Annotated in this window: 19 protein-coding genes; 7 read left to right on the top strand and 12 right to left on the bottom strand. The window is 41.9% G+C overall.

What is annotated here, in order from left to right; all coding sequences use genetic code 11:
• Positions 1-970: 970 nt before the first annotated feature.
• Complete coding sequence (locus BBC0122_RS04115) at positions 971-1,645, bottom strand: hypothetical protein (protein WP_077991615.1); 675 nt, start codon at positions 1,643-1,645, stop codon at positions 971-973.
• Positions 1,646-2,023: 378 nt separating this feature from the next.
• Between BBC0122_RS04115 and BBC0122_RS04110 the strand changes: the two genes are divergently transcribed.
• From BBC0122_RS04110 to BBC0122_RS04080, 6 genes are all read left to right on the top strand, one after another.
• Positions 2,024-4,225 (top strand): TonB-dependent hemoglobin/transferrin/lactoferrin family receptor, encoded by a 2,202-nt coding sequence (locus BBC0122_RS04110; RefSeq protein WP_077991613.1) that lies wholly within the window; start codon positions 2,024-2,026, stop codon positions 4,223-4,225.
• A gap of 228 nt (positions 4,226-4,453) precedes the next feature.
• Positions 4,454-4,621 (top strand): hemin uptake protein HemP, encoded by a 168-nt coding sequence (gene hemP / locus BBC0122_RS04100; RefSeq protein ID WP_077991609.1) that lies wholly within the window; start codon positions 4,454-4,456, stop codon positions 4,619-4,621.
• Between the two features lie 14 nt (positions 4,622-4,635).
• The gene (locus BBC0122_RS04095) at positions 4,636-5,679 is read left to right on the top strand and encodes a hemin-degrading factor (RefSeq protein ID WP_077991606.1); all 1,044 of its coding nucleotides are present in this window, start codon (positions 4,636-4,638) and stop codon (positions 5,677-5,679) included.
• Positions 5,680-5,700: 21 nt separating this feature from the next.
• Positions 5,701-6,633: a heme/hemin ABC transporter substrate-binding protein gene (locus BBC0122_RS04090; protein ID WP_077991604.1), complete on the top strand. Its 933-nt coding sequence runs from the start codon at positions 5,701-5,703 to the stop codon at positions 6,631-6,633.
• A 161-nt stretch (positions 6,634-6,794) separates the two neighbouring features.
• Complete coding sequence (locus tag BBC0122_RS04085; protein ID WP_077991603.1) at positions 6,795-7,874, top strand: FecCD family ABC transporter permease; 1,080 nt, start codon at positions 6,795-6,797, stop codon at positions 7,872-7,874.
• Positions 7,871-8,656 (top strand): heme ABC transporter ATP-binding protein, encoded by a 786-nt coding sequence (locus BBC0122_RS04080; RefSeq protein ID WP_077991597.1) that lies wholly within the window; start codon positions 7,871-7,873, stop codon positions 8,654-8,656. Before BBC0122_RS04085 ends, BBC0122_RS04080 begins: the two co-directional genes overlap by 4 nt.
• A gap of 24 nt (positions 8,657-8,680) precedes the next feature.
• Here the strand turns inward: BBC0122_RS04080 and BBC0122_RS04075 are convergent, their stop codons facing one another.
• The 3 genes from BBC0122_RS04075 to BBC0122_RS04065 form a co-directional block, all read right to left on the bottom strand.
• Positions 8,681-9,289, bottom strand: a complete 609-nt coding sequence (locus tag BBC0122_RS04075; protein ID WP_077991594.1) for an alkylhydroperoxidase domain protein — start codon at positions 9,287-9,289, stop codon at positions 8,681-8,683.
• A gap of 69 nt (positions 9,290-9,358) precedes the next feature.
• Entirely contained in the window at positions 9,359-9,943 is a 585-nt protein-coding gene (locus BBC0122_RS04070) for a CMD domain protein (protein ID WP_077991592.1), read from the bottom strand.
• Positions 9,944-9,986: 43 nt separating this feature from the next.
• Positions 9,987-10,997 carry a putative FMN-dependent luciferase-like monooxygenase gene (locus BBC0122_RS04065; protein WP_077994488.1) on the bottom strand — a complete coding sequence of 337 codons (1,011 nt, stop codon included), beginning with the start codon at positions 10,995-10,997 and terminating at the stop codon, positions 9,987-9,989.
• Positions 10,998-11,764: 767 nt separating this feature from the next.
• On the opposite strand from BBC0122_RS04065, the gene BBC0122_RS04060 reads away from it, so the two are divergent.
• Complete coding sequence (locus tag BBC0122_RS04060) at positions 11,765-12,928, top strand: MFS transporter (RefSeq protein ID WP_077991589.1); 1,164 nt, start codon at positions 11,765-11,767, stop codon at positions 12,926-12,928.
• An 816-nt stretch (positions 12,929-13,744) separates the two neighbouring features.
• On the opposite strand, the gene BBC0122_RS04055 is transcribed toward BBC0122_RS04060, so the two are convergent.
• The 8 genes from BBC0122_RS04055 to BBC0122_RS04020 all read right to left on the bottom strand — a co-directional run bounded on the left by BBC0122_RS04055 (position 13,745) and on the right by BBC0122_RS04020 (position 24,257).
• Positions 13,745-16,396 carry a DUF262 domain-containing protein gene (locus BBC0122_RS04055; RefSeq protein ID WP_188318083.1) on the bottom strand — a complete coding sequence of 884 codons (2,652 nt, stop codon included), beginning with the start codon at positions 16,394-16,396 and terminating at the stop codon, positions 13,745-13,747.
• Between the two features lie 5 nt (positions 16,397-16,401).
• Complete coding sequence (locus BBC0122_RS04050) at positions 16,402-18,582, bottom strand: DUF262 domain-containing protein (RefSeq protein ID WP_077991583.1); 2,181 nt, start codon at positions 18,580-18,582, stop codon at positions 16,402-16,404.
• Positions 18,583-19,081: 499 nt separating this feature from the next.
• On the bottom strand, positions 19,082-19,522 hold the full coding sequence (locus BBC0122_RS04045) for a DDE-type integrase/transposase/recombinase (RefSeq protein ID WP_225868148.1): 441 nt from the start codon (positions 19,520-19,522) through the stop codon (positions 19,082-19,084).
• Between the two features lie 292 nt (positions 19,523-19,814).
• Complete coding sequence (locus BBC0122_RS04040; protein WP_188318082.1) at positions 19,815-20,603, bottom strand: amino acid ABC transporter ATP-binding protein; 789 nt, start codon at positions 20,601-20,603, stop codon at positions 19,815-19,817.
• Complete coding sequence (locus BBC0122_RS04035; RefSeq protein ID WP_077991582.1) at positions 20,596-21,516, bottom strand: amino acid ABC transporter permease; 921 nt, start codon at positions 21,514-21,516, stop codon at positions 20,596-20,598. The genes BBC0122_RS04040 and BBC0122_RS04035 overlap by 8 nt, the downstream gene beginning before the upstream one ends.
• A gap of 13 nt (positions 21,517-21,529) precedes the next feature.
• Positions 21,530-22,426 (bottom strand): ABC transporter substrate-binding protein, encoded by an 897-nt coding sequence (locus BBC0122_RS04030; RefSeq protein ID WP_075915929.1) that lies wholly within the window; start codon positions 22,424-22,426, stop codon positions 21,530-21,532.
• A 41-nt stretch (positions 22,427-22,467) separates the two neighbouring features.
• Positions 22,468-23,256: a deaminated glutathione amidase gene (locus BBC0122_RS04025; protein WP_077991581.1), complete on the bottom strand. Its 789-nt coding sequence runs from the start codon at positions 23,254-23,256 to the stop codon at positions 22,468-22,470.
• Positions 23,257-23,300: 44 nt separating this feature from the next.
• On the bottom strand, positions 23,301-24,257 hold the full coding sequence (locus BBC0122_RS04020) for an ABC transporter substrate-binding protein (RefSeq protein WP_077991580.1): 957 nt from the start codon (positions 24,255-24,257) through the stop codon (positions 23,301-23,303).
• Positions 24,258-24,320: the final 63 nt, after the last annotated feature.

The following is a 24,320-nucleotide window of genomic DNA, read 5'->3' as shown; positions in this document are numbered from 1 at the left end:
TTCATCGATAATTTTTTAATTTTCATATTTACAATATACTCCGCTATTTTTTATATTAATTTTTTTGAATTATTAATAATTTAATAAATAATTACAAATATTATAATATTTACAATCTTCATTGTTTTTATATTTTATTTTACGCTTATAATATTTTTAATATTGATAACATCCTTTTTAAATATTTTTTCAATTATATGATGCATATTTAGATTCCTTTTCTGTTCATAATTGATAATAATCAATTATTTATCCAATTATATTTTATATACTTATTTACTTAAACACCAACAAACGGATTTTTTATTTTTTAACAGTTTTTTTGATGAAGCGCATACCACCCAATACTTCCGGTTAATTTTTATTTTTTTGTCATATGATATTTTTTCTATGACGCCTGCTATTTTTTTGTAACGTGCGGCACTAATAATAAGGTTTGTGAACATCGCGATGACCTGCCGAACCGGCTTGTCTTCACATTTTGAATGTTTGAAAGTGTATGACGCTATTTTTCACGCTAACGGCCCCACCGATACCTGTCTTATTTTTACCGTGACTCTAACTAAATGTTTAGAACTGACTTTACTTATACTCAATTCGATTTAAACATCGAATCAATACTTTATATCTATCACATTTAAAATTGGTTATCCATAGGTAAACAAATTATATTAATAATGCAATACTCATTTATATTCATAAGATAACTTCACTTTGAGTTTTTCTTAAGTTATATACCACTACTAATATTGTCGAATCATCAAAGTTTATTCATCTATTCTCGGAATGAGTTTAATTAAACCTATTTACGTTTCCAAGAAAGAAATTCCGTTATTTTGTCGGCGCAAAAAATAATAAAAACCCGCTTGAACGAGTTCTTGATAATGAGTGGAAACTCATTTCCAAATATAATTCTCATATAAGCAATAATCTTCGGATGTAATATGTCATGCTCAAAAAGAATAGTTGCCTAGTTCAAGCACGGATTTTGCCAATAGCCGCCATTCGGCTTGTCCCAGACGCATGTCTCGTCAATCGTAAAATCTGTCGGAATTGCTATGCTTTCATCTCTATTCCGGGAGTTTTTGAGCCTGTAAAGAGTTACCCTGTCAAATGTTAGTTGGTCGTCCTTAACAGCGATAACTCCGTTTTTCATAATCGGCAAAACATTCAGAAAAAAAGAAAAAGCCTGTTTGAATTTTTCAGGCATAATGGCACCCGTATCCAACTCGTCATAGACCATCAGACCCGGTTTTTGTGCTGATATGAGGTTTATCACTGTGAACCTTGCCATACCTACCGGAATCGTACCTCTAACGGTGATACCGTCATCGTCTACGATAAACATGAGATAATTATTTGTCTGATCGGACAGAAGAATGATGTCTGAATCGACGTTCCCTATATTCCTGAATGCTTTTACCTTTGCAAGAATGCTATCGCGTGCATCTTTATCAGGTGCATAACCGTGTAAAGTTACATCAAATCCGTCAACATCGTAAGAAAGCCATTTTGTTTGCGCGCCAAGCTCTTGAAGTTCATTGGAAAGACGTCTTTCCTGCCCCCCTATTCCGAACCACAGCCCCATAACGATTATAAAAACAATCACTGTAAGTGAGGGCCAGAAAAATTTACGAATGAACATCAACATTTCCTATGACGTGTGCGATAGCAGTTGTTTTAATCAAACCGGTTTGCGCATACAACGGCTTTTTATCCTTTTCGGCTTTAATCACTCACGACCATAAAACGTCACCCGTTCAAAAAACCTTTTTGTAAGTTGCATCCCGTTTATGGTCGAGGCTGCGTATTCCAGTCCATTTAAAAAAACAGATAAAAAGAACTGTCCCGTGTCAGTCCGTTTTATGAAATGTTTTTTCTTGAATATTTTTATCATGTTTTGTATAAGCGACCGATCAACGTTCGGGGCGTTGAAAATTATGCTCAGCCAGCCGGTTAAAAATCCAGCAAGCCAGGCGCTTCTTCCAAATGCATATTATTCTTAAAAGCGAGGGACGAGAGAATGCTGCTTAAGATCGGGACGAGACTGAAAACATGTGCTGCATTAGGCGGACTGACAACCGCAATTTCCCTGACAATCGCAAGTCCTATGTCTGTTTTTGCACAGGACGCGGAAAATAACGGCACGCAGCTCAATCCCGTCATTGTTAAATCAAAATCCGAATTAATGAAGCTCAACAATGCGACTATTTTAACCGAGCGTAAGACTGCCAAAGACATAGCCGACAAACAGGTTGACGATGTTCATGATATTGATCGGCTTGATGCTGCTATCAACTATAATTCTGCAAGCGACAGTTTCAACATCAGGGGGCTAGACCAGAACCGTGTACTGACAACGATCGACGGTATTCGTCTTCCTTGGCTTTATGACGGATCACGACAAGTCAAAAATGGCATATCGCTTTTCGATTTTTCATCGCTTTCAACGTTGGATATTATTCATGGAGCCGATTCAAGCCTTTATGGTTCGGGAGCATTGGGCGGTGTCGTTGCACTACGCACACTTGATCCCGAAGACCTTCTGACAACTGACAAGAATTGGGCAAGCCTGACCAAAGGCAGCTATGATTCAACCGATCGCAGTTGGCGCATAAACGAAGCATTTGCAATGCGCGCACAACAGACCTACGCTTTGTTCCAGGGTGGCTATACACGCGGGAAACAGCGTGAAAACAACGGAAGCGGTGGAGGATATGGTGCAAACCGTGTCGATATGAACCCGACAACATTTGATCAGGATAATTTGCTTTTTAAAATATATCAACATATCGATGGCAGCCAACGGGTCGGCTTCACTGCCGAGCGTTTCAATCTTTCCAAAGACATTGATACCTACAATTTGTCGACATCCACCTACCGCCCCGGTTCGGGAACAGAAGATGATGAAAAACGCCGTGAGCGTCTCTCACTGTCTTATGACTATAATGGAGGCGGATTTCTTGATGAAGCCCACGGAATTGTTTATTGGCAACGGCAACGCACTGATGAAAAATCGGAATCCGACCGCATATCCATTCCAAAAGGTTATTATATGCGGGACAACCTTATCCGCGACACAGACTATGGTATCAATATTGCCGGACTGAAAAAACTTGAAGCAGGGGCAACAACGCACACATTGCGGTTGGCAACCGAAGCATCATCTTCAAAATTCCAACAATATGCTGCCGGAGCGGATAACTGCCCTCCCCCGCCGTTTAAAGGGCCTTTCATGGCATGCAAATTCATGCACATCAACCAATCGGATTCTCCGAATACTGACAGCACCATTTTCGGTTTGTCTGCTGAAGATGAAATCGGCTTTCTCTCTAACCGTTTAAGATTGACGCCCGGATTACGTTACGATTGGTACGATCATCGTCCGCAAGACACTTATGCTTATGAACATGGTGCAGGTTTCGAGGGCTACCCGCCGAATAACAGCCATTCACACTTGTCGCCAAAACTTAGAGCAGAATGGGATACACGAAACGATGTCACGCTTTACGCACAATGGGCACAGGCATTTCGCGCTCCCAGCGTTACCGAGCTTTATCTGAACTATACCAATCCGGGTTTTTATTACACACGCGGCAATCCCGACCTAAAACCCGAAACCAGTAACGGTTATGATATAGGGGCAAGGCTCGGCAATGATGATCTTGGAGGATCTGTCAGCCTTTTCTCGAATTATTACCGCAATTTCATTGATGAAATCGATTTGGGTGCGAACCGCGAATTCATGCTTCAACGTTTGAATTATATCAATCGTGCTCACGTTCGCATCTCCGGCATCGAGGCCAAAGGACATATTGTTTTTTCAAACGGTTGGCATACCAATGCGGCTCTCGCCTATGCCGAAGGAAAAGACACCGACAATGATGAACATCTCAATTCCATACCAGCGCTGAAAGGGATCATCGGTGTCGGATATGCCCGTGAACAATGGGGTTCGGATGTTTCGTTGACGGCTGCTGCAAAGCGCAACAAAGTTGAAGAAAACTCCGATTTTGCAAAAACTCCGGGCTATACACTTGTTGATCTTACCGGCTGGTGGGAACCTCTCGGCAAAAAAGGCCCCAGATTACAAGCAGGCATCTATAATCTTTTTGACAAGCGTTATTGGAATGCAGTCGACCTTCCTTCGGCTCCGGCATCGCCGAAAGATTATTACAGTCAGCCCGGACGCACATTCAAAATATCTTTCACACAAAAATTCTGATGCAATCAGCGATCGGGTGCGGGCCGGGTCGTACCGAACCCGATCGCGAGGTAGCCGGCTTCAACAATCCGGCTTCTGAAAATAGCTGCAAGAGCTGTGACTTGAACACAAAATGAACATTCCAACTTCCGGCCATACGAAACAACTTCCGGCCATACGAAAAAGTGTATTGCCATTTTGTAAAACATGATAAAAATTATCATGTTTATAAAAGTTAGGTACAAACTGATGCAGGAACACCTTGAATTGCAATCGGGAGATCCGATGAACCAACCTTCAACGATGATCGAAAGCAAAGCGTTATTCGGCGCGAACAAAGAAGTGTTGATCCATCACGAAGGAGCCGTTTATCGGCTGAAAATCACCCGTTTTGGAAAACTTATTCTGAATAAATAGAAAGGCGAACCCCCATGACACTGGAGAGCGGAACTATCCTCTCACTGCGTGAGCAAAATAAGAATTTACGGGATAGGGAATTTGTAAAATCTATAGGTATTTCGGAAGCTGAACTGGTTGAAGCTTTCATCTCGACCGGTAAAGCGCAACGGCTCAAAGTCGACGTTCCATTATTGCTAAAAAATGCTCATAAGCTTGGCGAAATAATGGCTCTTACCCGCAATGAATATGCGGTGAGTGAAAAAAAAGGCCATTTCCAGAATGTTTTCCCCGGAAGCGACGTTTCTATGACGCTTGGCCAAATTGACCTTCGCATTTTCCAAAACAATTGGAAATTCGCGTTCGTGCGCACCATGCCTGTCCATGACAGGATTGTAGATAGCCTCCAGTTTTTCGATGCTTATGGCGAGGCTGTCTTCAAACTCTATCCCGAACCAACAACCAATCTTGACGAATGGAACAAACTTGTTGGCCTTTTAAAGGTTGATGCGCCGAAGGAACAATTGCAGGTTTTACGAGCGACACCCTATGATAACTCGTCGACACACAATGCGGATATTGAAGAATTTCGCAACCGCTGGCGGCAAATGACCGACGTTCACCAGCTTCATGACATATTGAAAGAACTAAAAATTGGCCGACACGACGCAGTCAAACTTGTTGGTAGCGAATTTGCCAATGAAGTACGTGCCGATTCAGTCGAAATTCTTCTACAAAGTGCTGCCGAACGGGAAGTTCCTATCATGTGTTTTGTGGGTAATAAGGGATGCATCCAGATTTTTACCGGAAAAGTTGAAAAACTCAAAAAAGTTGACGGCTGGTTCAATATTCTGGATGAAAAATTTCACCTTCACCTGCTCACATCGGGAATTTCACGCATCTGGAATGTACGCAAACCGACCAGCGACGGTTATGTCAGTTCTTTGGAAGTTTTCGACCAGAATGGCGAAATGATTATTCAATTTTTCGGAAAACGGAGTGCAGGCGAACAGGAGCGTGAAGATTGGCGCAGTTTGTTAAGCGAGCTTCCTCCTGCGCCGGAAATGGCCGTCGCATAACACTCACGGAAATTGATAACGATGAAATATGTTTTCGCTGATAACGATTATGCGCGTTCTATTTGGCCGGATATTTTTCGGCCTAATCTGCGCGGCATAATTCTTTGGTTTGTATCAACACTTGTCATTGTGCTTTTTCCGGTGATCGCGATAGCCAATCCGGTCGATGAATTTCCTGAAAATGCAAAGATCATATCAATCGGCGGAACATTGACAGAAATTGTTTATGCATTAGGTGCCGGTGACCGGTTGATCGCCCGCGACACAACAAGCACCTATCCGGCGGAAGCACAAAAACTGCCTGATGTCGGTTACATGCGGAATTTATCGCCTGAAGGCATTTTGTCTCTTCGCCCTGAAGCCATTTTGCTGGATCAACAGAGTGGCCCCGCTTCGACAATCGAAATTTTGGAAAATGCCGGCGTGCCGATGCTTGAAGTCGCTGAACATTTTACAAGGGAAGGAATTAACGACAAGATTTTGAAAATCGGTCATGCTTTGCATGAAGGACAAAAAGCACAACAGTTGATAGCAACCGTTGATGAAGAATTTGCAAAAAACGATGCGCTATTAAAAGATTTACCCCACACAAAACGCATCCTTTTCGTTTTGACAATACAAAATGGTCGTCTCATGGCGGCAGGAAAGAATACCGCCGCTGATGGTATTATCAAACTGGCGGGCGCAACAAATGCCATTGACGGCTTTAACGGTTATAAGCTTCTTACCGATGAAGCCATTATTGAAGCCCGTCCGGATCTGATTTTATTGATGGCTCATTCCGCTACGAGCACAACAGTCGACGATATATATAAAATACCGGCAATCGAGACGACACCTGCTTTCAAAAACAAAGCAATAAAACAAATGGACGGACTTTATCTATTAGGCTTTGGTCCAAGAACGCCTCTTGCCATACGTGAAGTCATTCAAACTCTCTATAAAAGCGAGTGACGAAATTATGCCGGATTGTAAAGCCGAAAGGCGATTGGGCCGCTCAAATCGTACCGGAGGGATTGGTTGGCTCAACATCTGTTTCCTTAAAACCTGTTTCGCTATTTTTCGAGGTTTTTCGAGCACTTTTTATCTGAACAGGCACGCATGAGCAAAACAACATGGTAGCGACATTGTTTTCATATCGTCCGGTCAAAGGCGATCGCAGCATTCGGGGAAAAATAGCCGTAATTTTACTCGTCGCATTGTTTTTCACGTCCCTATATTGCGGCCTCGTTCTCGGCGCCTACAAAGTTTCAATTTCCGACTTTTTTAAATCGGTTATACAAAATGGCTTTTTAGAAAGCTCCAGATCGCGTGATTATCTTGTGCTCGTCAACATCCGTCCACCACGCGTTATTCTTGCCGCATTGGTTGGTTCTGCACTCGCTATCTCCGGCGTGCTTATGCAAGGTTTATTCCGTAACCCTCTCGCTGATCCCGGAATTATGGGGGTATCGTCCGGCTCCGCATTGGGAGCCGTTATCATCATTGTTGGTTCAAGCCTGTTGCCCCCGTTTTTCATAAACGTCCTTGGAAGTTTCACGATTGTCACCGGTGCCTTTTTTGGCGGCTTGATGACAACCATTATTTTGTATTTTATCGCAACCAGAAATAACCGGACATCCGTTGCTACGATGTTGCTTGCCGGAATTGCATTGAGTGCCTTATGTGCGGCTCTAACGGGATTTCTCATCTTCATTGCCAATGATAATCAATTGCGGGATATAACCTTCTGGAACCTTGGTTCACTCGCAGGTGCCACATGGTCACGTGTTGCAATCGCCTGCCCCTTCATTCTAACCGGTCTTCTTATTGCACCATTTCTTTCACGCGGAATGAACGCGCTATCGCTTGACGAAGCTGTTGCCGGACATCTGGGGTTCGAGGTTCAACGCTTGAAATATTTAACGATTTTTCTTGTCGCTTTTATGTGTGGTGGTGCTGTGTCTGTAAGCGGCAATATCGGTTTCATCGGAATTATTGTGCCTCATATCTTACGCCTCACAATCGGCCCCGATCATCGTTTTCTCATACCTTGTTCAGCTCTTCTCGGTGCTTCCATGCTCATTCTAACCGATACTGTTTCGCGCATCATTGTGGCACCGGCCGAACTTCCTATCGGCATCATCACCTCGCTGATCGGCGGCCCGTTTTTCCTGTGGGTTTTGCTTAAACAACGTGGAAACTTCAACCAATGATCGAAACCGAAAATCTCGAACTCACCCTCGGAAAAAGCCATATATTGCACAGCCTGAATTTCAAGGCACAAGCCGGACATCTAACCACGATTATCGGAACCAACGGTTCGGGAAAGACAACACTTGTTAAAGCTTTAAGCGGTGAACTTTCCTATAGCGGAAAAATAACAATTAACGGCGACGACATAGCCCGAAAAAAACCGTCTGAAATGGCATTGGTAAGAGCGGTACTTCAACAATCAACCGATGTGAGTTTTCCTTTCCTCGTCAGGGAAGTCGTAGCGCTCGGTCTTTTAAACAGTCTCCACCCCGAATTTATTAAAAAACAACTGCCTGAAATGGCTTTAGAGAAGGTAGATTTGGCGGGTTATGAGGGACGCTTTTATCATGAATTATCGGGCGGCGAACAGGCCCGCGTACAACTTGCCCGCGTGATGTGCCAGATTTGGGAACCGGTTTTCAATGGCATTCCACGCTGGTTATTTCTGGATGAACCGGTTGCAAGTCTGGATATTTATCATCAACTCGCGGTTATGGATATTGCACGCGATTTTTCAAAAGCCGGTGGCGGCGTTATTGCTATTTTGCATGATCTCAATTTGGCCGCCCATTATAGCGACAAAATCATTGTCATGAACCATGGACATATTGTCAAGGAAGGTTCGCCGGCAGCAGTCTTGACCACGCCAATGCTGCGTGAAATCTATCATTGCAAGCTCACCGTCGGCAAAATACCTGCCGAGGGTGTGCCTTTTGTTCTCCCTCAATCGGCTTGTTTATGATCGAAGCATGAACTTCAGACGTTTTTATTTTTGCTGAAGTTCCGGTTCGCCCAGTGATAGCATCAACCGGTTGGCCCAATTAAAAAAGCTGACAGCGTGGATAACATCGAAAATTTCATCATCATCAAGACCTGCGGCGCGAAGCGCGTCGATTTCTGTTTTTCCAAAGACCGGCGGTGTTTGGCTGAGAGTGGTCGCAGCCTTAACAATGGCGTTCCAGCGCTCACCCAAATCGGCGGAGATGCCCTTATCAAGGAGTTCATCAACATCCGCCGGTTTTTTTGAATAAACAGCCGCATGTCGGGCATGAACGGAAGCACAATAAATACAGCCATTGAAGCGCGATGTCGCAGCGGCTGCAAGCTCACGCTCGGCACGGGGCAAGCCATCGACAGTATTATAAAAAATATCCTTATCTGTCCGTGTGCGCGCTTCCAATATGTCGGGATCGCGCGCCAGCAAACGGAAATAATCGGATTTTGCGCGAGCCGGTTCCACCAAAGAGTCACGTTGACGCTCGCTCAAACTCTCTTCTGCAACCGGTTCGATCCACGCAATCCAATCAAGGTTGTCGCGCGTAAAGACATTGGGTCTTTTGATTTCTTTGGTCGAATTACTTGGCTTTGTGTTCATTCTTGCTCGATTCCCGATTATAAAAGTGAGATTATTATGCAGCTTTTCAACGAAGCTTGAAATTTGCCGTTAATTTGCTTCTTTTTTCGCTGCCAGTGTTTTTAGCCCCAGAGCAAGTCTTAACTGGAAGCTCAAAAAAGCAACCAGTTGCGAAAGAGTGACGATTTCATCATTGCTCCAACCGGCTTTTTTCAATGCTTCAAGATGGCTTGCTTCACAATCGCGCGGGTGAAAAACCAGAAGATGACTATGGGTCAATGCGGCTGCCAACTTTTCTCCTAAAGAATTCTTTACCTCTGCCTCAGCATGCCAGGTTTTTCCGGTTGTATTCTCTTTTACGAGCGGGCCATCGGGATAGTCGCCGAACGGCCCTGTGCTTTTTGCAGAATTTGCTGCCTCCAGAATGACTTTTGCCCAATCCGGTTGGAATTTTTTCAATTCGTCTTCATAAAATTTGATGGCACTGTCAAAATTATGCAATCGTGAAACAAAAGTTGCAATTGCAAAGCGATCTTTCAAAGAAAAGTCGCCATCTTTGACGTTTGAAAACAGCGCGTCAAAACTCTTTTGTGCCTGTTCTTTGGTAATTGGCCGACGCTTGCGTAGCTCCAATGGCACGCCAACAAGTTCATCAATTACATCATACCGGGACATTTGCTTTTTCCTTATGGCCAAACTTTTCCAGACATATCCGCTTTCAATGTGTCGCAAGCGTCAACCCCAATGCAGGAGCGACTTCTTTTGCCGTCAGTTCCAACGATTTCAATATGTCTTCGTGCGGCGGATCAACAGAGTGAACCTGAAAGACAACATCTGTTGCACGGTTAAGCGAGGTATCTTTTTTCAGTGATTCAATAACATCTTCCGGCGTTCCGACATGTTGATCGAACGCGACAATAAGATCTTCAAGCGAGTTCCCTTTAACATTCGATATAGCTTTGCCCAACCGCTCTGCTGCCTTTTTCAATCCTTGTTCCGCCAATTTGAGGGCGTAGTTACGATCACGAGAGACAAATAGGCTTCGAGAAGCCATAATACGGGGTTTGACACCTGCGGGCAGTGCTGCAAGATAGGCATCAATAATCGGATTTTGTATTTCATCAAGCGTGGCATCAGGGTTATCCGCCGGACGTGGCTGGGTACGCGATAACATCAGCCCGTCACCTGTTTCGCCTGCAAGCTTACCGCCGAACGGAGAAAACGTTGCCATCCAGAAACGACGTAACAAATGCGGCGCACTTGGATAAAGACGGTTGCCTTTTAACAGGTCATCACCGGCAAAAGCCTGTCGCAATACTTTTAGATGGTGGCCATAGACTTCACCACGTTTATCCGGATTGACGCCAAACACTTCAAATGACTCGCGTGTTCCGCCGGTACCAAATCCCAATTCCAGACGGCCATTGGATAAGAGATCGATAACCGCTGCATCTTCTGCAACACGTACCGGATTTTCCATAGGTAATGTGATAACACCCGTCCCCAACTTTATCCTTTTGGTTTTTGCAGCGATATTTGAAAGAAAAACCAAAGGTGAAGGAAGCCCACCCTCTTGCGGATGAAAATGATGCTGAGCAACCCATGCGGTTTCAAAACCCAATTTTTCCGCAAAAATTATTTGTTCTTCAGCCAACTTGTAACGCTCTCCCGCTGGTACTGCATCAAGCAGGCGCGAAAAGAAGCCGAGCTTTTTCTGGTTATCTGCCATTATAAAAATCCATTCTTCACAAACATCAAATGAAATGTTTTCCAGCAAAAATCCTAAACGCTCGGCAGGCAAGCGGCAAAGAATGGATTTCTCCTTTTTTGCATTGACAAAAATTTAACTGATATTTTTTTTATATTTGTTAGAAAATGAATCCATCTATTTTCCAAGCCTTCCGGTTTTATGAATTTAAAAACTGCGTATCATTCGACTTTAGAAAATTTAACAATTTACCCCTATAATAATAAATAAAAAATATATTTTATAGATAATTTTGTAACATAAAAAATTATACGGTTAATAAATTTTATATTTATCATGTTATCATAATTAAATAAATCAATTATTTTAATATATTTCAATTTTAATATTTATATATTTTTTACAAAATTATTATTATTGCTATTTTTATATTATAAATATTGTTAAATTTTTATAATATTTTTTTCTAACCATATCAACACGTCCGATAAACACCCCGTCTGACAGTATGGGTGATCTGGTAGTTTATAATTTTCTGTTTAAAGTTGAGAAAAAACGGAAGGTAAAATATATTTGATTTTACATGTCGATATTCCGGTCATCATATCATAGCTCCGGAACATATGGGCGAAGTCTTTCATGCAAGAAAGCTCTGATACCGCGATATTTTCCTGCAAAAATTAGATTACCATTCGCTATTTCAAGTCTTAAACGTTCCGCTCTCATTATTTTTATAACGGCCAACGCTAAAAGCTAAAAAATACCGGAATGAGAAAGAGCGTTGCGACATGTCATCTATTAGAATATCACTCGTCTGTTTATCCTTATCGGCTTTGGCCCTGGGGCTTTCATCATATATGACAGCCGGTTTGATCCCTCTGATTAGTCACGATTTTGATGTCTCGATCGGTTTGTCCGCACAGTTGGTAACTGCTTTTACGTTACCCTATGGTCTTTTATCTCCCGTTCTGGTGGGAATGACAGGACATCATGATCTTAAAAACAACGTCTGCGTTTATCTTGGGGTGTTTGTTATTGCCAATGCCGCATGTGTGATTGTTCCGGAATTTTATTCTTTAATCATTCTTCGCGCTATAGCGGGAGTTGCTGCAGGTGCGTTTCTTGCTTGCGGAATAACAGCATCAACCCGATTGAGCACTAACGAAAACAAGGGCAAATCCATTTCAACAATAATGGCGGGCATGGCAATTGGTACTGTCATAGGTGTACCCGTTTCACTCGTTATAGCCGATCATTTCGGTTGGCGAAGCGCTATGATAATCGTGAGCATTCTTGGTGGTATCGCTCTCATCGGTTTATCTTTATGTTTACCCGCCTTGCCATCAACAATGATAAAATCCGAAAAATCCCGTTTTGCTCTTTTATCCGAATGGCCTGTCGTGAGAGTTTTACTGATCTCTCTTTTTGCAGCAATATCAAGCTTGGGAATGTATACATTTCTGTCACCATTTGTGAGCGCCATAAATAAAGAGGCCTATGTCACGGTTTATTTATGGTACTGGGGCTTAGGGGGCGTGTGCGGAAGCATTCTGATCGGATATTTTGTCGATGACTATGATCTGAAGAAAATCCTGTTCATTATTCTCGGATTGCTTTTGCTGTCATTTCTGGGATTGGTTTTGCTGTCACATATCTATCTGCCGTTGATAGCTTTACCCCTCGTCATATGGGGTGCGGTTGGCTGGGCGTTGCAAGTGCCCCAGAACAATGAACTCATAAAACTTAGGGAAGATAAAGGCGATGGTAATCTGGCTGTCGGTTTAAACCAGTCATCCGTATATCTCGGAGGGTCGATAGGGTCGATGATTGGTGGCGTTCTTGTTTCATACGGGGCTTATCCCGCAACATTGCCCGCTTATTTTATGCTACCTGTTATTATTGCTCTTATCCTTCTATGGACGGGTAAAACTAAATCTTCTGTGGACGGATAGTACTAAACATTAGAGCGTGCCTGCTCGTTGTTCCCTGTGGTTTTATCGTTTTGAATGACTGGTTTTTTAAACTAATACCTTATCCGGAAGGCGCGGCTTCAGGAACTCGCAAAAATAATCATCTTATCTAAGACCATTTTTTTAACCCGTAAAATTCACCGCGCACCGCACGAGCGTTTTCTCTTCAGGAAGAGCCAAAGCAGCCCAAAATATTCTAGCGACATTCGTTCACTCGTTCTTTAAAATATGTGTGAGCAATTTATGTGTGAGCAATTTTTGTAAAAGGCAGCGATAGTTCTTTATCGGTCAAAGGCTGACCCGCTCCGCAGATCTAACCGCGTGGAATGGCACTCATATGCATTTTCCAAGCGTTTGTGATTGATGTTTAAAAAGGCTCACCGGCAAGCCTGCTAATAAAAAAGAATGAGCATTCTTTCCGTCATCCTTTAGCGTAAGCACTGTTGAACGGAAAATTCGTGAGATAAGCTTAAACAGAACCGACTAAATATGAGTGGGATGAATTTTTAACCACCTTAAGCCCTACAAAATAAGCGGAACAGGAAGAATTCCCGTTTTACAACTGAAAATCAATTCAAGATCTCGAACCGGCAGTTCCCCGAAACAAAATCACGATATAAAAATCCCGACATATACGTAAATATGCCGATAAATTTTCAGTTCTCAAGAATACGGCAAACCGGCTGAAACGCTTGCCTTCCAAAATCAGTCAAATATTCCGATTGGACTACAGGAAACGAGTCCATAATACCTTATGATATTGAAAGCACTTTATGCCATGATAGTTATCACTATCGTTTAATTTATACGATTTTTGAAAAATTTGACGATATAATCAATACGATCGACTTTGTCATACAACCGACATGTCCCCTCCCCTTCATCACCTTTTTCATGTAAATACCCATCTTCCCCTTTCAATACTATAATACCTTTTTCGGGGTCAGACGACTTAACATCATCATTATTGAATAAAGGAGCGAGATCATTTTCGTCTCTAAAGCGCATTTTTAGCTCGTCGCTACACTGATCTCTATTAGTCGGTGAAGATGATAGCTGCCAACCGGTTTCGACCCCATGGAGATAAACTCCTTTTTCTATTTCCAGACCTTCATCCTCAAAATCGCGTTCCGGTCTTTCATCCCGAGGCCCGCACGGTAGAAATTCTATTTCTTTATCAAATTCCTGCTTCATTTTTTCAGCAACACAAAATAGAAACGGGTTCCAATACACTCTCACATTCTTTTTAAAATATACATTGCTGGTAAATATATGACCGTATTCTTTACATCTCAATAGCTTATATTTTGACTCCTTCGGTATAAAAAGATCAGAATATTTTACTAAATAATATCTCCAGCAAAGTTCTTCAGACTGCTCGCACTCTATAAGCCATTCTTTATTTTTTTCATAAAGTATATCTTCTATTTCTTTTTCCGTTTCGCTCTGTTCTGCAATATAGCGGCATAATTTTGTGACTGCTCGCCGACAATCCATCCTTTGATTATATATGCTTCTGCTGAATATATCGTTCCAATGCCCACCGCTCTCTCTTGCTCCATAGGTAAAGTAGGAACCGGTTTGCCATGCGTAATCGGCTTCGCATAATAAGGAGTTTTTTAGTAACTCACTGTCGGAATTGTCCGCAAAGTGACTGAAAAGTTTATCTCCTGCCTCTATAATTTTACGATCAAAGCAGATAAACTTTTCTGGCTCCGGCTGCTCACGCTCTTCTGTTTCCTGCTGTTCGCACAGAGAAAATGCGCCTAAATTACCACGGAAAAATTCGTGATTTTCAAGCCGGTTCAATGCGTTCAGCAATTTTTCATCATCTTTATGTTCCCGGCGCAGTTTCAATTTTACCGCTTCTTCATTTATTTGATAAACATTGAAACTGCTTTCCCTGATCCATTGGTTTTCATTGTCGACCCGATCCCGCGGACCACTGCTCAACAGATCGCGTGAAACAATATCCTCTTTTTCATTTAATGGATCAGTTAAAATAATCTTCACCATTTCGCATAATTGCGCCGGATATTTTTCATATCGAAGATTGTCGGCCGCATTTTCAAGAAGATTGCGAATGGTTCGCAGTGATTCCCGCATCGCTTTTATATCTTCTGCGTCAATTGCCAAGTTGGCATCCTTATCATATGAAATTTTTTGCCATATTAACAATAAAAGCGCAAATAAAAGAAGACGAACAGCAACAGGCTCTTCCTTTTCATTATTGATTAAATGATCGAAAATATTTTCTTCAGCATTATTGAATAAAGCAACTTTTAAGAATGAATTATCATTATTAATTTCGTTGCTACTATCCGAATCCTTTTTATAAAATATTTCTTTGAGTATCCAATCTATTTTATCGTTACCGATGTCATTTATTGCATCGAATAAACGTTTTAACCCATCAATATTGTTACCGTCTATATTAGATAAAAAAGATGTTTTTCCAACCACATGATAGAATATCTCGAACAACTTCATGGTTCGGACATCGTCTGACATATTTGTTGCTTGATTATCTTCCGAGCGGATTTGCTCGTCGTTCAAGAGATATAAAATAGTGCCAATATAACGCAAAAAACGCGCAAATGCCTTGTCACATAAAACCGCTTTGTCAACGTAATAAAATTTATAGCCTGAACAGATATTATCCCAAAAAATGCTGATCCATGACGTATCAAAACATCTTTCTATCTCGTTCAATGGCGTTTTGATTTTCAGTTCACCTCTTAAGGATTTTTCTCTCAAGTGTTCCACAAATTTCGCTTTGAAATTTTCAAATTCGGTGAGTTGTTTGCCGCGCGCGTTCATTTTTATGTATAGTTCATCGCTTTTCAATGACAGGTCGTGCAATGGCTTATAAAAAAATGTGATAAGCGGTGGTTCTTCTGTTAATCTTTTCCAAAGATCTGGAATATCTTTAAATTTCGTATGGATCGCATCCAGCATGACCAGCATACCGGATATTGATTGATCAAATTTCCACCTCGCAACATACCAGGGAGCTTTTTTGATAATTGATGAAATGTCCTTGTCGTCGGAAAGACGTTTAAATAAAAAACCGGATTCATTATTAAGTTTTTTAATAAATATCCGCGTGCTTTCACGAATTTCATAACAAAAGCGGTTAAAAAATTCTTTTTCCTCGGCTAATTTTTCGGCTTTTCCTGCAGCGTACCAGTGCAATAAAAACAATGTGGTCAACCGTTGTTGCCCGTCAAACGGCTTGAATTGTCTCTTATCTTCCTCCCCATAGATAAAATCGAGATGTAACGGCTTTTTATATTTACACGCATTATAAAGTGCATCCGAAAAGTCATGACGAATAGACTTTACCTTTTCTGTGAGACGTCCTTGCGCATAATCACGTTGTATCATCGGGATAACAACTTCAGTTTCTTTCAAAAGTTGGTAAAAGCTTTTGACCGTGCTACTCCCCATGATGTTCATCCCAATAAATACTCAAGTTTTTCTTTGATGTCGTCTTGATATGCTTTACGATCCTTCGCTGTCCAATACAGATGACCTTGTTCTTCCATGCTAAACAAGCGCAAGAATACAGCTTGGGTAGCGGGCGGAATAAAATTGCCTTGCTTCATTTCTTCAACAATTTTGTTCTGTTTGACACGAAAAATCGAATTGTTCAGAGCACTGTTTGCCGTACGGTCCAGAAGCGCAAGGTTTGACAACTCATGTAACCTGTTATCAATCACTTCGGTCGGGCCTGCTCTATTATCAAAAAATTCCAATATGCGTTTCGACAACCTTAAAAACTCTTCTTTCGTATCAGGAAGTTTGAATGGCTCCGAATATTCAAATAATTCCGAAGATTTGAGCTTGTCCATCAACTCTTCAACGTGTTTAGACAGGGGCTGAAGATCATCTTTTCTCCGCAGATTATCGCTTTGAAGGTTGTCCTCTTTCCGGGAGCCATCCTTTTTAAGGTCATCCTTTTTCCGGTCTTCACCGCGCGGAGAAATGCTCGCCACTACTTCCAGATGGCCTTCCAACCAAGTCAACCATTGTTCCTTTGTATTGAGCTCCTCAACATTTTGCGCCTTGATGTGTTCTATTGACCATTTCTTTTGGTGATGGGCAGAGAAGTCATATCGGGGCTTTTTACCCGTTGTTTTCATACTTCTCACATATTCGACATTATATAAAAATAAGGCTCTTTGGCATCCTGCTCTATCGGTTTCATACGTATATTCGAGAACCGTTTCCAGATCGGGATAAAAACTTTTGATATTACCTTTAACTTCTTCCTTTAACTTGTCTTTTTCCAGATCTTTAAAGTCCGAAAACAGGTATTGATTCATTTGTTTTTGAGCAAATAAATAACCAATCCAATGATAAAGGTCGTTATCGTCATACCAGGTTTGTAACTTCCATAGATCAAGCTGGATTGCTTCCCATATCTGTTTGACATTTTTTTGGGCAAACTTCTCTGCTTCCGCATTTTTTAATTCTTTTTCGAGTGCCATAAAAGAAGCAAGTTTGTTATCTTCATCGCTTTTTTTGTTAAAATGAAAATCCAGAAGAAAATCTATACGCGTTTGATAACGTTCATCTTCAAAACTTTTGTTTCGTCGATCTTTAACATTCGACGAATAATCATTTTCCGAAAAACCGAGAAATCCCCAAAATTCCGGTTTTCGCAACTCGTATTCGAGATTATCCCACCCGACGCTAATCAAGCCGCGCTCCGTTTCAATATCCGGCAAGTTTTCATTAGCGTCTTTATTATTTTGCGATTTGTAATAAGCAGGATTGAGGAGTGCTGCGCGGCTTAGCTCGGCATTCGTCAAGGGAATTTTTCCGCTATTCAAACGTGTAAATGCCGCTATTTCACCACTGGAATCGCTATCATCAATTACGTACCAAAGTACTTTTACTTGCTTAGCAAATGTTTCATAAAACTTTGACCAGTCGATACCTTCTTCATTCTTCTTATCAATATATTTTTTTATATTTCTGTAAGCATTGTAGATAAAATATAAATCTATACTCCCACAGTCTTTTTCTGTAGGTTCTATACCATTTGCTATACGTTTTAAAAGTCTATCACTTTCATCCCGTGTATTAATGGTTAGAGTGTAATTTATAAAATCACTTTTTTCACTATCGCAACGTGAACTATCGTTTTTTTTCTGAATATCGTCGGGGAAAATATAGTAAGTGGCTTTTGCAAAATAATCGAGATAAATGGCATCGCGGTCTACTGGTTTGTTAATTGACTTACCATAACCGATTTTTTCCCCGACATAATTGTTCAACAGAACCGAATTTAATAAAAGCACTGTCGTTAAACGTTGTTGCCCATCAACAATATTTATTTCGGGATCTTTTTCTTCGTTACCGGTTCCATCGCTATATTTCTCCACAACCATAATAGGTTGAAGAAAATAGATTTTGTTTTCTTTGCCATTCTTGAATTGTTCATAAAACTCGAAAATATCATTTAAAAAGTCATTAATCTGTTGGTCATTCCATCGGTAACCACGCTGATAACCGGGAACAATAAAATTTCCCTTCAACTCGTTAAGGGCACGTAATTCACCACTGTTTCCAGATAGTCGCTTGGAATGTTCGTCGTCGGTATTTCCTGTATCTTGCTCTTTATCCATATTGATTTTCTGACAATCTTTAAAAAATAAAAATTCTGAACAAGAATTATATTGTTTCGTTTCGGTACGCAATTATTGAAACAGAAGTGCATAAAGATTTTTAAAAATTCAATACCGAAATTATGTCTCAATCACTTATAACGTTTCATCAATTAATGGACTTAATTCATCTATTTTCATTTTCATCTTTGTTGATAGATCGTTCTTTCCGGAAGTCATGAAAACCCCGAACAGTCGGCAAAACAATGTGGACAAAGAAACAACAAAAATGATTTCCACTTAAACTATCGTTACGCTGAATAGACAAGGGAAATTTAAAAACTGTAATGAATTGTATTGACGGATGCGTTCGGAAAAAATGACTGATATAGTTTAACTAGTAATTTCGCATATTTCTTTTACATAAAATGTCAGAGAATTTTCACGATGGCATGGCGTTATTGTCAGCCTCATTGCAACTTGTCTGAAAGGCGTGAGATGGACCTGCTTTACGCAATGGTTAAATTGCACCACCCATTGAACGCGATCGTTCATCTTTGCTTTTATGTTTGCCTGCGAACAAGATGCCATTCCAGATCAAAATGGTTGCATGCTTGTCCTTGACTATCTTGTCCTTGACCATGTGTAAATTTTTGTAAACTTGCCATGCTCCTGAAGCGTTGCATTGCCCTCTCCCGTTACCAGAACGGAAAATGCGAATGCATTCTCGCAGCAATTCTTTTAAACGACGCCCCGTTTTCTCCATTCTCTCAATGCCGATTGCTTTGAACACTGCTCCATAGGAAGCGAGCCTTTCAATCGTTATGATCTTTGGATAAGCGTGCTTTTTCACGGACTTCAGGAAGGACTTTCCGACACCCCTGATATTGCGTTTCTTTGAAACATGGCATCTCTGAACTTCACCCTCATAATCGACAACACGCCAAAAATAATGCTGCACGCTGTTGATCGTTTAACCATTTTGATCCGGATGCCATTGCCGGTTTGGACACTTCCCGTTACGCTTCTTAACGATAAAACGAGCCAATCATCTGCCAAAGCTGTTATTCCGACAATATCTATCGCATGTAAACCATCACTACCAGTTGGATGATTTCGGATGACGTTTTGAAATATTTGAAGCGATCCGACTTGACTATTTCCCGATGTTAGCGCCCAACCGCAATGCGCAGAGTTATTCTGCCAAGGCCTTTACATATGCTTATGATATTGATTTCAAAACAATAAAATATTCAGATGAAACGACTGAGAAATTCTTTTGTTCTTGGTGCTTGAGGATTTCCTATGACATCTTCAGGTTTACCCTGTTCTATAATATAGCCATCATCCATAAAAATAACACGGTCTGCGACCTCGCGTGCAAAACCTATTTCATGTGTTACGATAATCATGGTCATGCCTTGTTTGGCGAGGTCGCGCATGGTTTCAAGGACTTCGCCAACCAGCTCCGGATCGAGAGCAGATGTCGGTTCGTCAAACAAAAGAAGTTTTGGCCGGATAGCGAGTGCGCGCGCAATAGCAACACGTTGTTGTTGTCCCCCGGAAAGTTGTGACGGATAGAAACCGGCCTTATCACCGAGACCAACCCTATCAAGCAATTCCAATGCGTGTTCACATGCTTTTTGGCGCGTGATTTTATGAACATGTATTGGTGCTTCAATAATATTTTCCAGCACCGTCATGTGCGGATAGAGATTGAACTGCTGGAAGACCATACCGATAGAGCGCCGTTGTTTGGCAATGCCGCGACTGGATAGCGGCATAAGCTTGTTATGGCTCCATTTAAAGCCGATTTGTTCATCGCCGACCATAATCATGCCTTGATTAATAACCTCAAGACGATTGATACAGCGCAAAAATGTTGATTTTCCTGAGCCGGAAGGCCCCAATATCACGATTGTTTCACCTATTCTAACGTCGACATCAAGACCTTTGAGAACTTGTAGATCGCCGAAGGATTTGTGAATATTTCGTGCGACAACCAAAGGCGGTTCTGAAGAGTTTATATGCTTTTCAACCATTTTCAGTTCCCCCGGCGGTTACAATCTCGGTTCTTTTTGGAAGCGGATGTGTTCCTTTCTCTCCACGTCCATAATAACGCTCGATGAAACCTTGGCCGATATTCAAGATCGACGTAATGATGAGGTACCAGATCACGGCAACCATCAGCATAGGGATAACCTCGAAAGTGCGGTTATAGATAGATTGGACTGAATAAAGCATATCAGACATGGCAATAACGCTGACAAGCGATGTTGATTTAATCATGCTGATTAACTGGTTTCCCGTGGGAGGTACGATAGAACGCATAGCTTGTGGAATAATGATACGGCGTAATGCCTGAATCTTTGTCATGCCGAATGCATCACACGTTTCATATTGTTCCTTTTTAACTGATAACAGACCAGCGCGTATGATTTCTGCCATATAGGCTGCTTCATTAAGAGCCAGACCTGCAATGGCAGCAGTCAATGGTGTAATCAGGTCATTCGTATCCCATGAAATAAAAGTAGGACCGAACGGGATACCGATGCTGATTTTTGGAACCAGCGTAGAAAGATTATACCAGAAAATCAGTTGTACTAAGAGTGGAGTGCCACGAAAAAACCAGATGTAAAGACCGGCAACGCTTCGTGCAAGGTAGTCGTTTGATAAGCGTGCAACAGCAATTACCAGACCAATTGCGACACCGAGAACCATGGATATGACTGTAAGCCATAAAGTCGTCAGCAACCCCTTCATAATTGAATATTCGGTAAACCATTCCCGGATAATCGGCCATCCGAAGTTGGGATTGTTTGCAACACGCCACAACAGGATGCCTGCAATAAGGAGTACGACGATCCAGACAACAATACGTCCTAGCGGTACAACATGATGAGCATTGACAACATCACGTTTCTGCCAGTCATTATGATCGGTCTCTTCACGCATGACTATTTTGCCCTTATTTGCTCATATCTGTTGCCATATTCACATCGACCGACTTGACCATATTATTTTCAAGCCCCCATTTTTTCATGATGATTTCATAGGTTCCATTGGCAATAAGCTCATTGAATGCGCTTTTTAAAACATTACCCAGTGGACTGTTTTTGGCGACAACTGCGCCTTGATAAATGTCCTCGAAGCCATTTTTTTGCCCAATACCGGCAAGTTCAAGCTGTCCGTTTGCCTGTTGGACAAAATAAGTAAGGGGAGCCTGAGACGAGAAGAAAGCGTCTGCGCGATTTGAACGAACAGAAAGAATAGCCGTTGGCTGATCGGCGAAAGACAAGACATTTACTGCCGGTTTGCCATCCTTGATGCAGACTTCCGACTGTTGTTTGATTACTTTTTCGGCCGAGCCGGCAGCCATAACGGAAATGCGTTTGCCACATGTTTCGCCAAGGTTGGTGATGTTTTCCGGATTGCCCTTCTTGACGGCAAAAACAACAAATTCTTGTACATAATCGATAAAATCATTTGCACCTTGACGGGAAGGATAGTCACCGACAGGCCCGATAGACAGATCATAGCGACCTGAATTGACGCCGCTCAGTTCGGCAGCAAGACCGGAAACCGTCAGATGTTCGATTTTCAAGCCAAGAAGTTCTGATATAGCTTGTGAAAAGTCTTCGCTGGCACCATCAATGTCTGTATTGCTTTTTGCAATAATATAGGGCGGGAAAGAACCACCATTGACGGATATTAATTTTCCTGATTCAAGGTTCTTGGCAGGCAATTTGGCGCGAAGTTCTTCATTTACTTTCTGCTTTGGAATTGTGATGTCCTGTGCAAAAGAAGATGTGCAGCCAATCATCAGAAAAAGACAAGTGACCAGTTTTGTTAACTTATTTTTCATTCCCCATATCCTTTTTGGTTTTACCCGTATTCTTTTTGATCTTATGTGAGTTCAGGTGTTTTGAACTTCCGGTTTTTTAAAACGGGCAATATTTTTCGTGCGTGTTCAATGCGTTCTTTTGAAAGATTTGCATAAACGAGAGCGGGAGCCTCGCCAGCTTGTAAAATGGCAACGCCAAGAGGATCAACGACCATACTGGCGCCGATATTGCGTTCACCGCATTCACCGACAGCTATCATATAGCAGGTATTTTCAAGGGCGCGTGCGGTGACAAGAATGTTCCAATGCGCTTCTTTGCCTAAACCACGCACCCATGCTGCCGGCAATAGGAAAGCATCGGCACCATCTGCAGCCAATCGTCTTGCAAGTTCCGGAAAACGGACATCATAGCACGTCATCAATCCGAATTTGAAACCGCCGATTTCAACCAATGCAGGGACTTCGGTGCCAGGTTCGACATTGGCGGATTCTTGCATGTTAAAGGCATCATAAAGATGCAATTTTGTATAACATGCGATGATTTTACCTTTGTGAATGACAAGGTGATTGTTATGAACGCGTTTTTCACCTGTTGTTGTATGTACAGTCATTGCCACAGCCATAGGCATCGTCCTGCTTTTTTCAATCACTGCGCTGATGAAGGGACCATCAAGTGGTTGCGCCGATTTGAGAACGATTTCAGGATCCGCAATATCTCGTGCCAAAATACCTTCCGGCAGCACAAGAAGCTCTGCATTTTGTTGATTGGCCTTTTCCATCAGACCAAGGACCGTTTCCAAATTTTCTTCCCATATTTTGCCGACTGCAAACTGCCCTAATGCGATTTTCATATTAGTTCCTTTGAAAATATCGTGACGTTGAAACGATGTATCAGTCAGAATCTGTGTGGAAAAAGATCCTCGACAGTCAAATTATGCGGCAGGATTTGTTGCCGATATAGCTCTGAAGTAAAATCTCTTATCATTCTGGAGTTCGTTTCCAGCCCGCTTGAATCCCAGTCTGCGGCAAGGCGGTAGGCGCTATATTCCAGATCATCCAATATCCACGGTGTTGTCTCTGCATATTTGCGCCGTTTATTGAGCCACAATTTTTTGGACGCATTCAACAGGCGGTCAACTTCGACTACAGCTTCGGAATGTTTTTCAACAAAGTCTTTTTTGAAAGCCAACATATGAATTCCCGGAATATATCCGACTTTGTCATAATAGGCTTGTTCGCTAGCTCTGAAATCCGGTAACAACTGCCTAAAAGATGTTGATGAATTGAAAAAGCCATCCGGCATAAAGGGTGTCATGATGGCATCGAGCCAACCATTTTCAAGGAGTTCAACCATCGGTTTTTCATCAGGAGCAGCTTCTATGCGGCCAGGCCTTCCAAAGCCATCAAGGCGGTCTGTGATCGGATGTGCTTCAGTAAGACGCCCCGCATACCAATAGGCATCCTCGACATCTATGCCTTCATGAAAAAGCGCCGTACGTGTCCAGACGTTACCTGAATCACGCCATCCTGTGACACCGATACGCTTGCCTGCAAGCTCGTTAAAAGTGGTGATAGGGCTATCTTTTCGTGTGATAAGACAACGATGGCGGAAACCACGCATCAGAAAATGCGGCACACCGATAAGCCGGTCATCATGAGCAGCGCGTGCAGAGGCATAGCGGCTGAAAGATGTTTCTGCAACGTCATAACTGTCACTTTCTGCGAGATTGGTTACGAGTGTTCCAACGCGTTCAATCTCAAGATCGACATGATCGGATTGAATATCACCGATGAGCAAGGGCGTCAGATAATCCCAATCACGAAAAGCAGCACGTATTTTGATTTTAGCCATAAAATCCTCCAACCCCAGATAAACGGCATATTCTATCCCTATATTGAAGATTAATTGTTTAGT

Source organism: Ditibartonella choladocola (genome assembly GCF_002007565.1).
Lineage (GTDB): Bacteria > Pseudomonadota > Alphaproteobacteria > Rhizobiales > Rhizobiaceae > Bartonella > Bartonella choladocola.
This window is presented reverse-complemented; position numbering and strand designations above follow the sequence as displayed.

Coding starts and splice junctions, on each gene's coding strand:
- BBC0122_RS04030 (WP_075915929.1), bottom strand. CDS start 22,426: ATGAAAAATAAGTTAACAAAACTGGTCACTTGTCTTTTTCTGATGATT.
- BBC0122_RS04090 (WP_077991604.1), top strand. CDS start 5,701: ATGAAATATGTTTTCGCTGATAACGATTATGCGCGTTCTATTTGGCCG.
- hemP (WP_077991609.1), top strand. CDS start 4,454: ATGCAGGAACACCTTGAATTGCAATCGGGAGATCCGATGAACCAACCT.
- BBC0122_RS04095 (WP_077991606.1), top strand. CDS start 4,636: ATGACACTGGAGAGCGGAACTATCCTCTCACTGCGTGAGCAAAATAAG.
- BBC0122_RS04065 (WP_077994488.1), bottom strand. CDS start 10,997: ATGGCAGATAACCAGAAAAAGCTCGGCTTCTTTTCGCGCCTGCTTGAT.
- BBC0122_RS04050 (WP_077991583.1), bottom strand. CDS start 18,582: ATGGATAAAGAGCAAGATACAGGAAATACCGACGACGAACATTCCAAG.
- BBC0122_RS04080 (WP_077991597.1), top strand. CDS start 7,871: ATGATCGAAACCGAAAATCTCGAACTCACCCTCGGAAAAAGCCATATA.
- BBC0122_RS04070 (WP_077991592.1), bottom strand. CDS start 9,943: ATGTCCCGGTATGATGTAATTGATGAACTTGTTGGCGTGCCATTGGAG.
- BBC0122_RS04085 (WP_077991603.1), top strand. CDS start 6,795: ATGGTAGCGACATTGTTTTCATATCGTCCGGTCAAAGGCGATCGCAGC.
- BBC0122_RS04055 (WP_188318083.1), bottom strand. CDS start 16,396: ATGGGGAGTAGCACGGTCAAAAGCTTTTACCAACTTTTGAAAGAAACT.
- BBC0122_RS04115 (WP_077991615.1), bottom strand. CDS start 1,645: ATGTTCATTCGTAAATTTTTCTGGCCCTCACTTACAGTGATTGTTTTT.
- BBC0122_RS04040 (WP_188318082.1), bottom strand. CDS start 20,603: ATGGTTGAAAAGCATATAAACTCTTCAGAACCGCCTTTGGTTGTCGCA.
- BBC0122_RS04025 (WP_077991581.1), bottom strand. CDS start 23,256: ATGAAAATCGCATTAGGGCAGTTTGCAGTCGGCAAAATATGGGAAGAA.
- BBC0122_RS04060 (WP_077991589.1), top strand. CDS start 11,765: ATGTCATCTATTAGAATATCACTCGTCTGTTTATCCTTATCGGCTTTG.
- BBC0122_RS04075 (WP_077991594.1), bottom strand. CDS start 9,289: ATGAACACAAAGCCAAGTAATTCGACCAAAGAAATCAAAAGACCCAAT.
- BBC0122_RS04020 (WP_077991580.1), bottom strand. CDS start 24,257: ATGGCTAAAATCAAAATACGTGCTGCTTTTCGTGATTGGGATTATCTG.
- BBC0122_RS04110 (WP_077991613.1), top strand. CDS start 2,024: ATGCTGCTTAAGATCGGGACGAGACTGAAAACATGTGCTGCATTAGGC.
- BBC0122_RS04035 (WP_077991582.1), bottom strand. CDS start 21,516: ATGCGTGAAGAGACCGATCATAATGACTGGCAGAAACGTGATGTTGTC.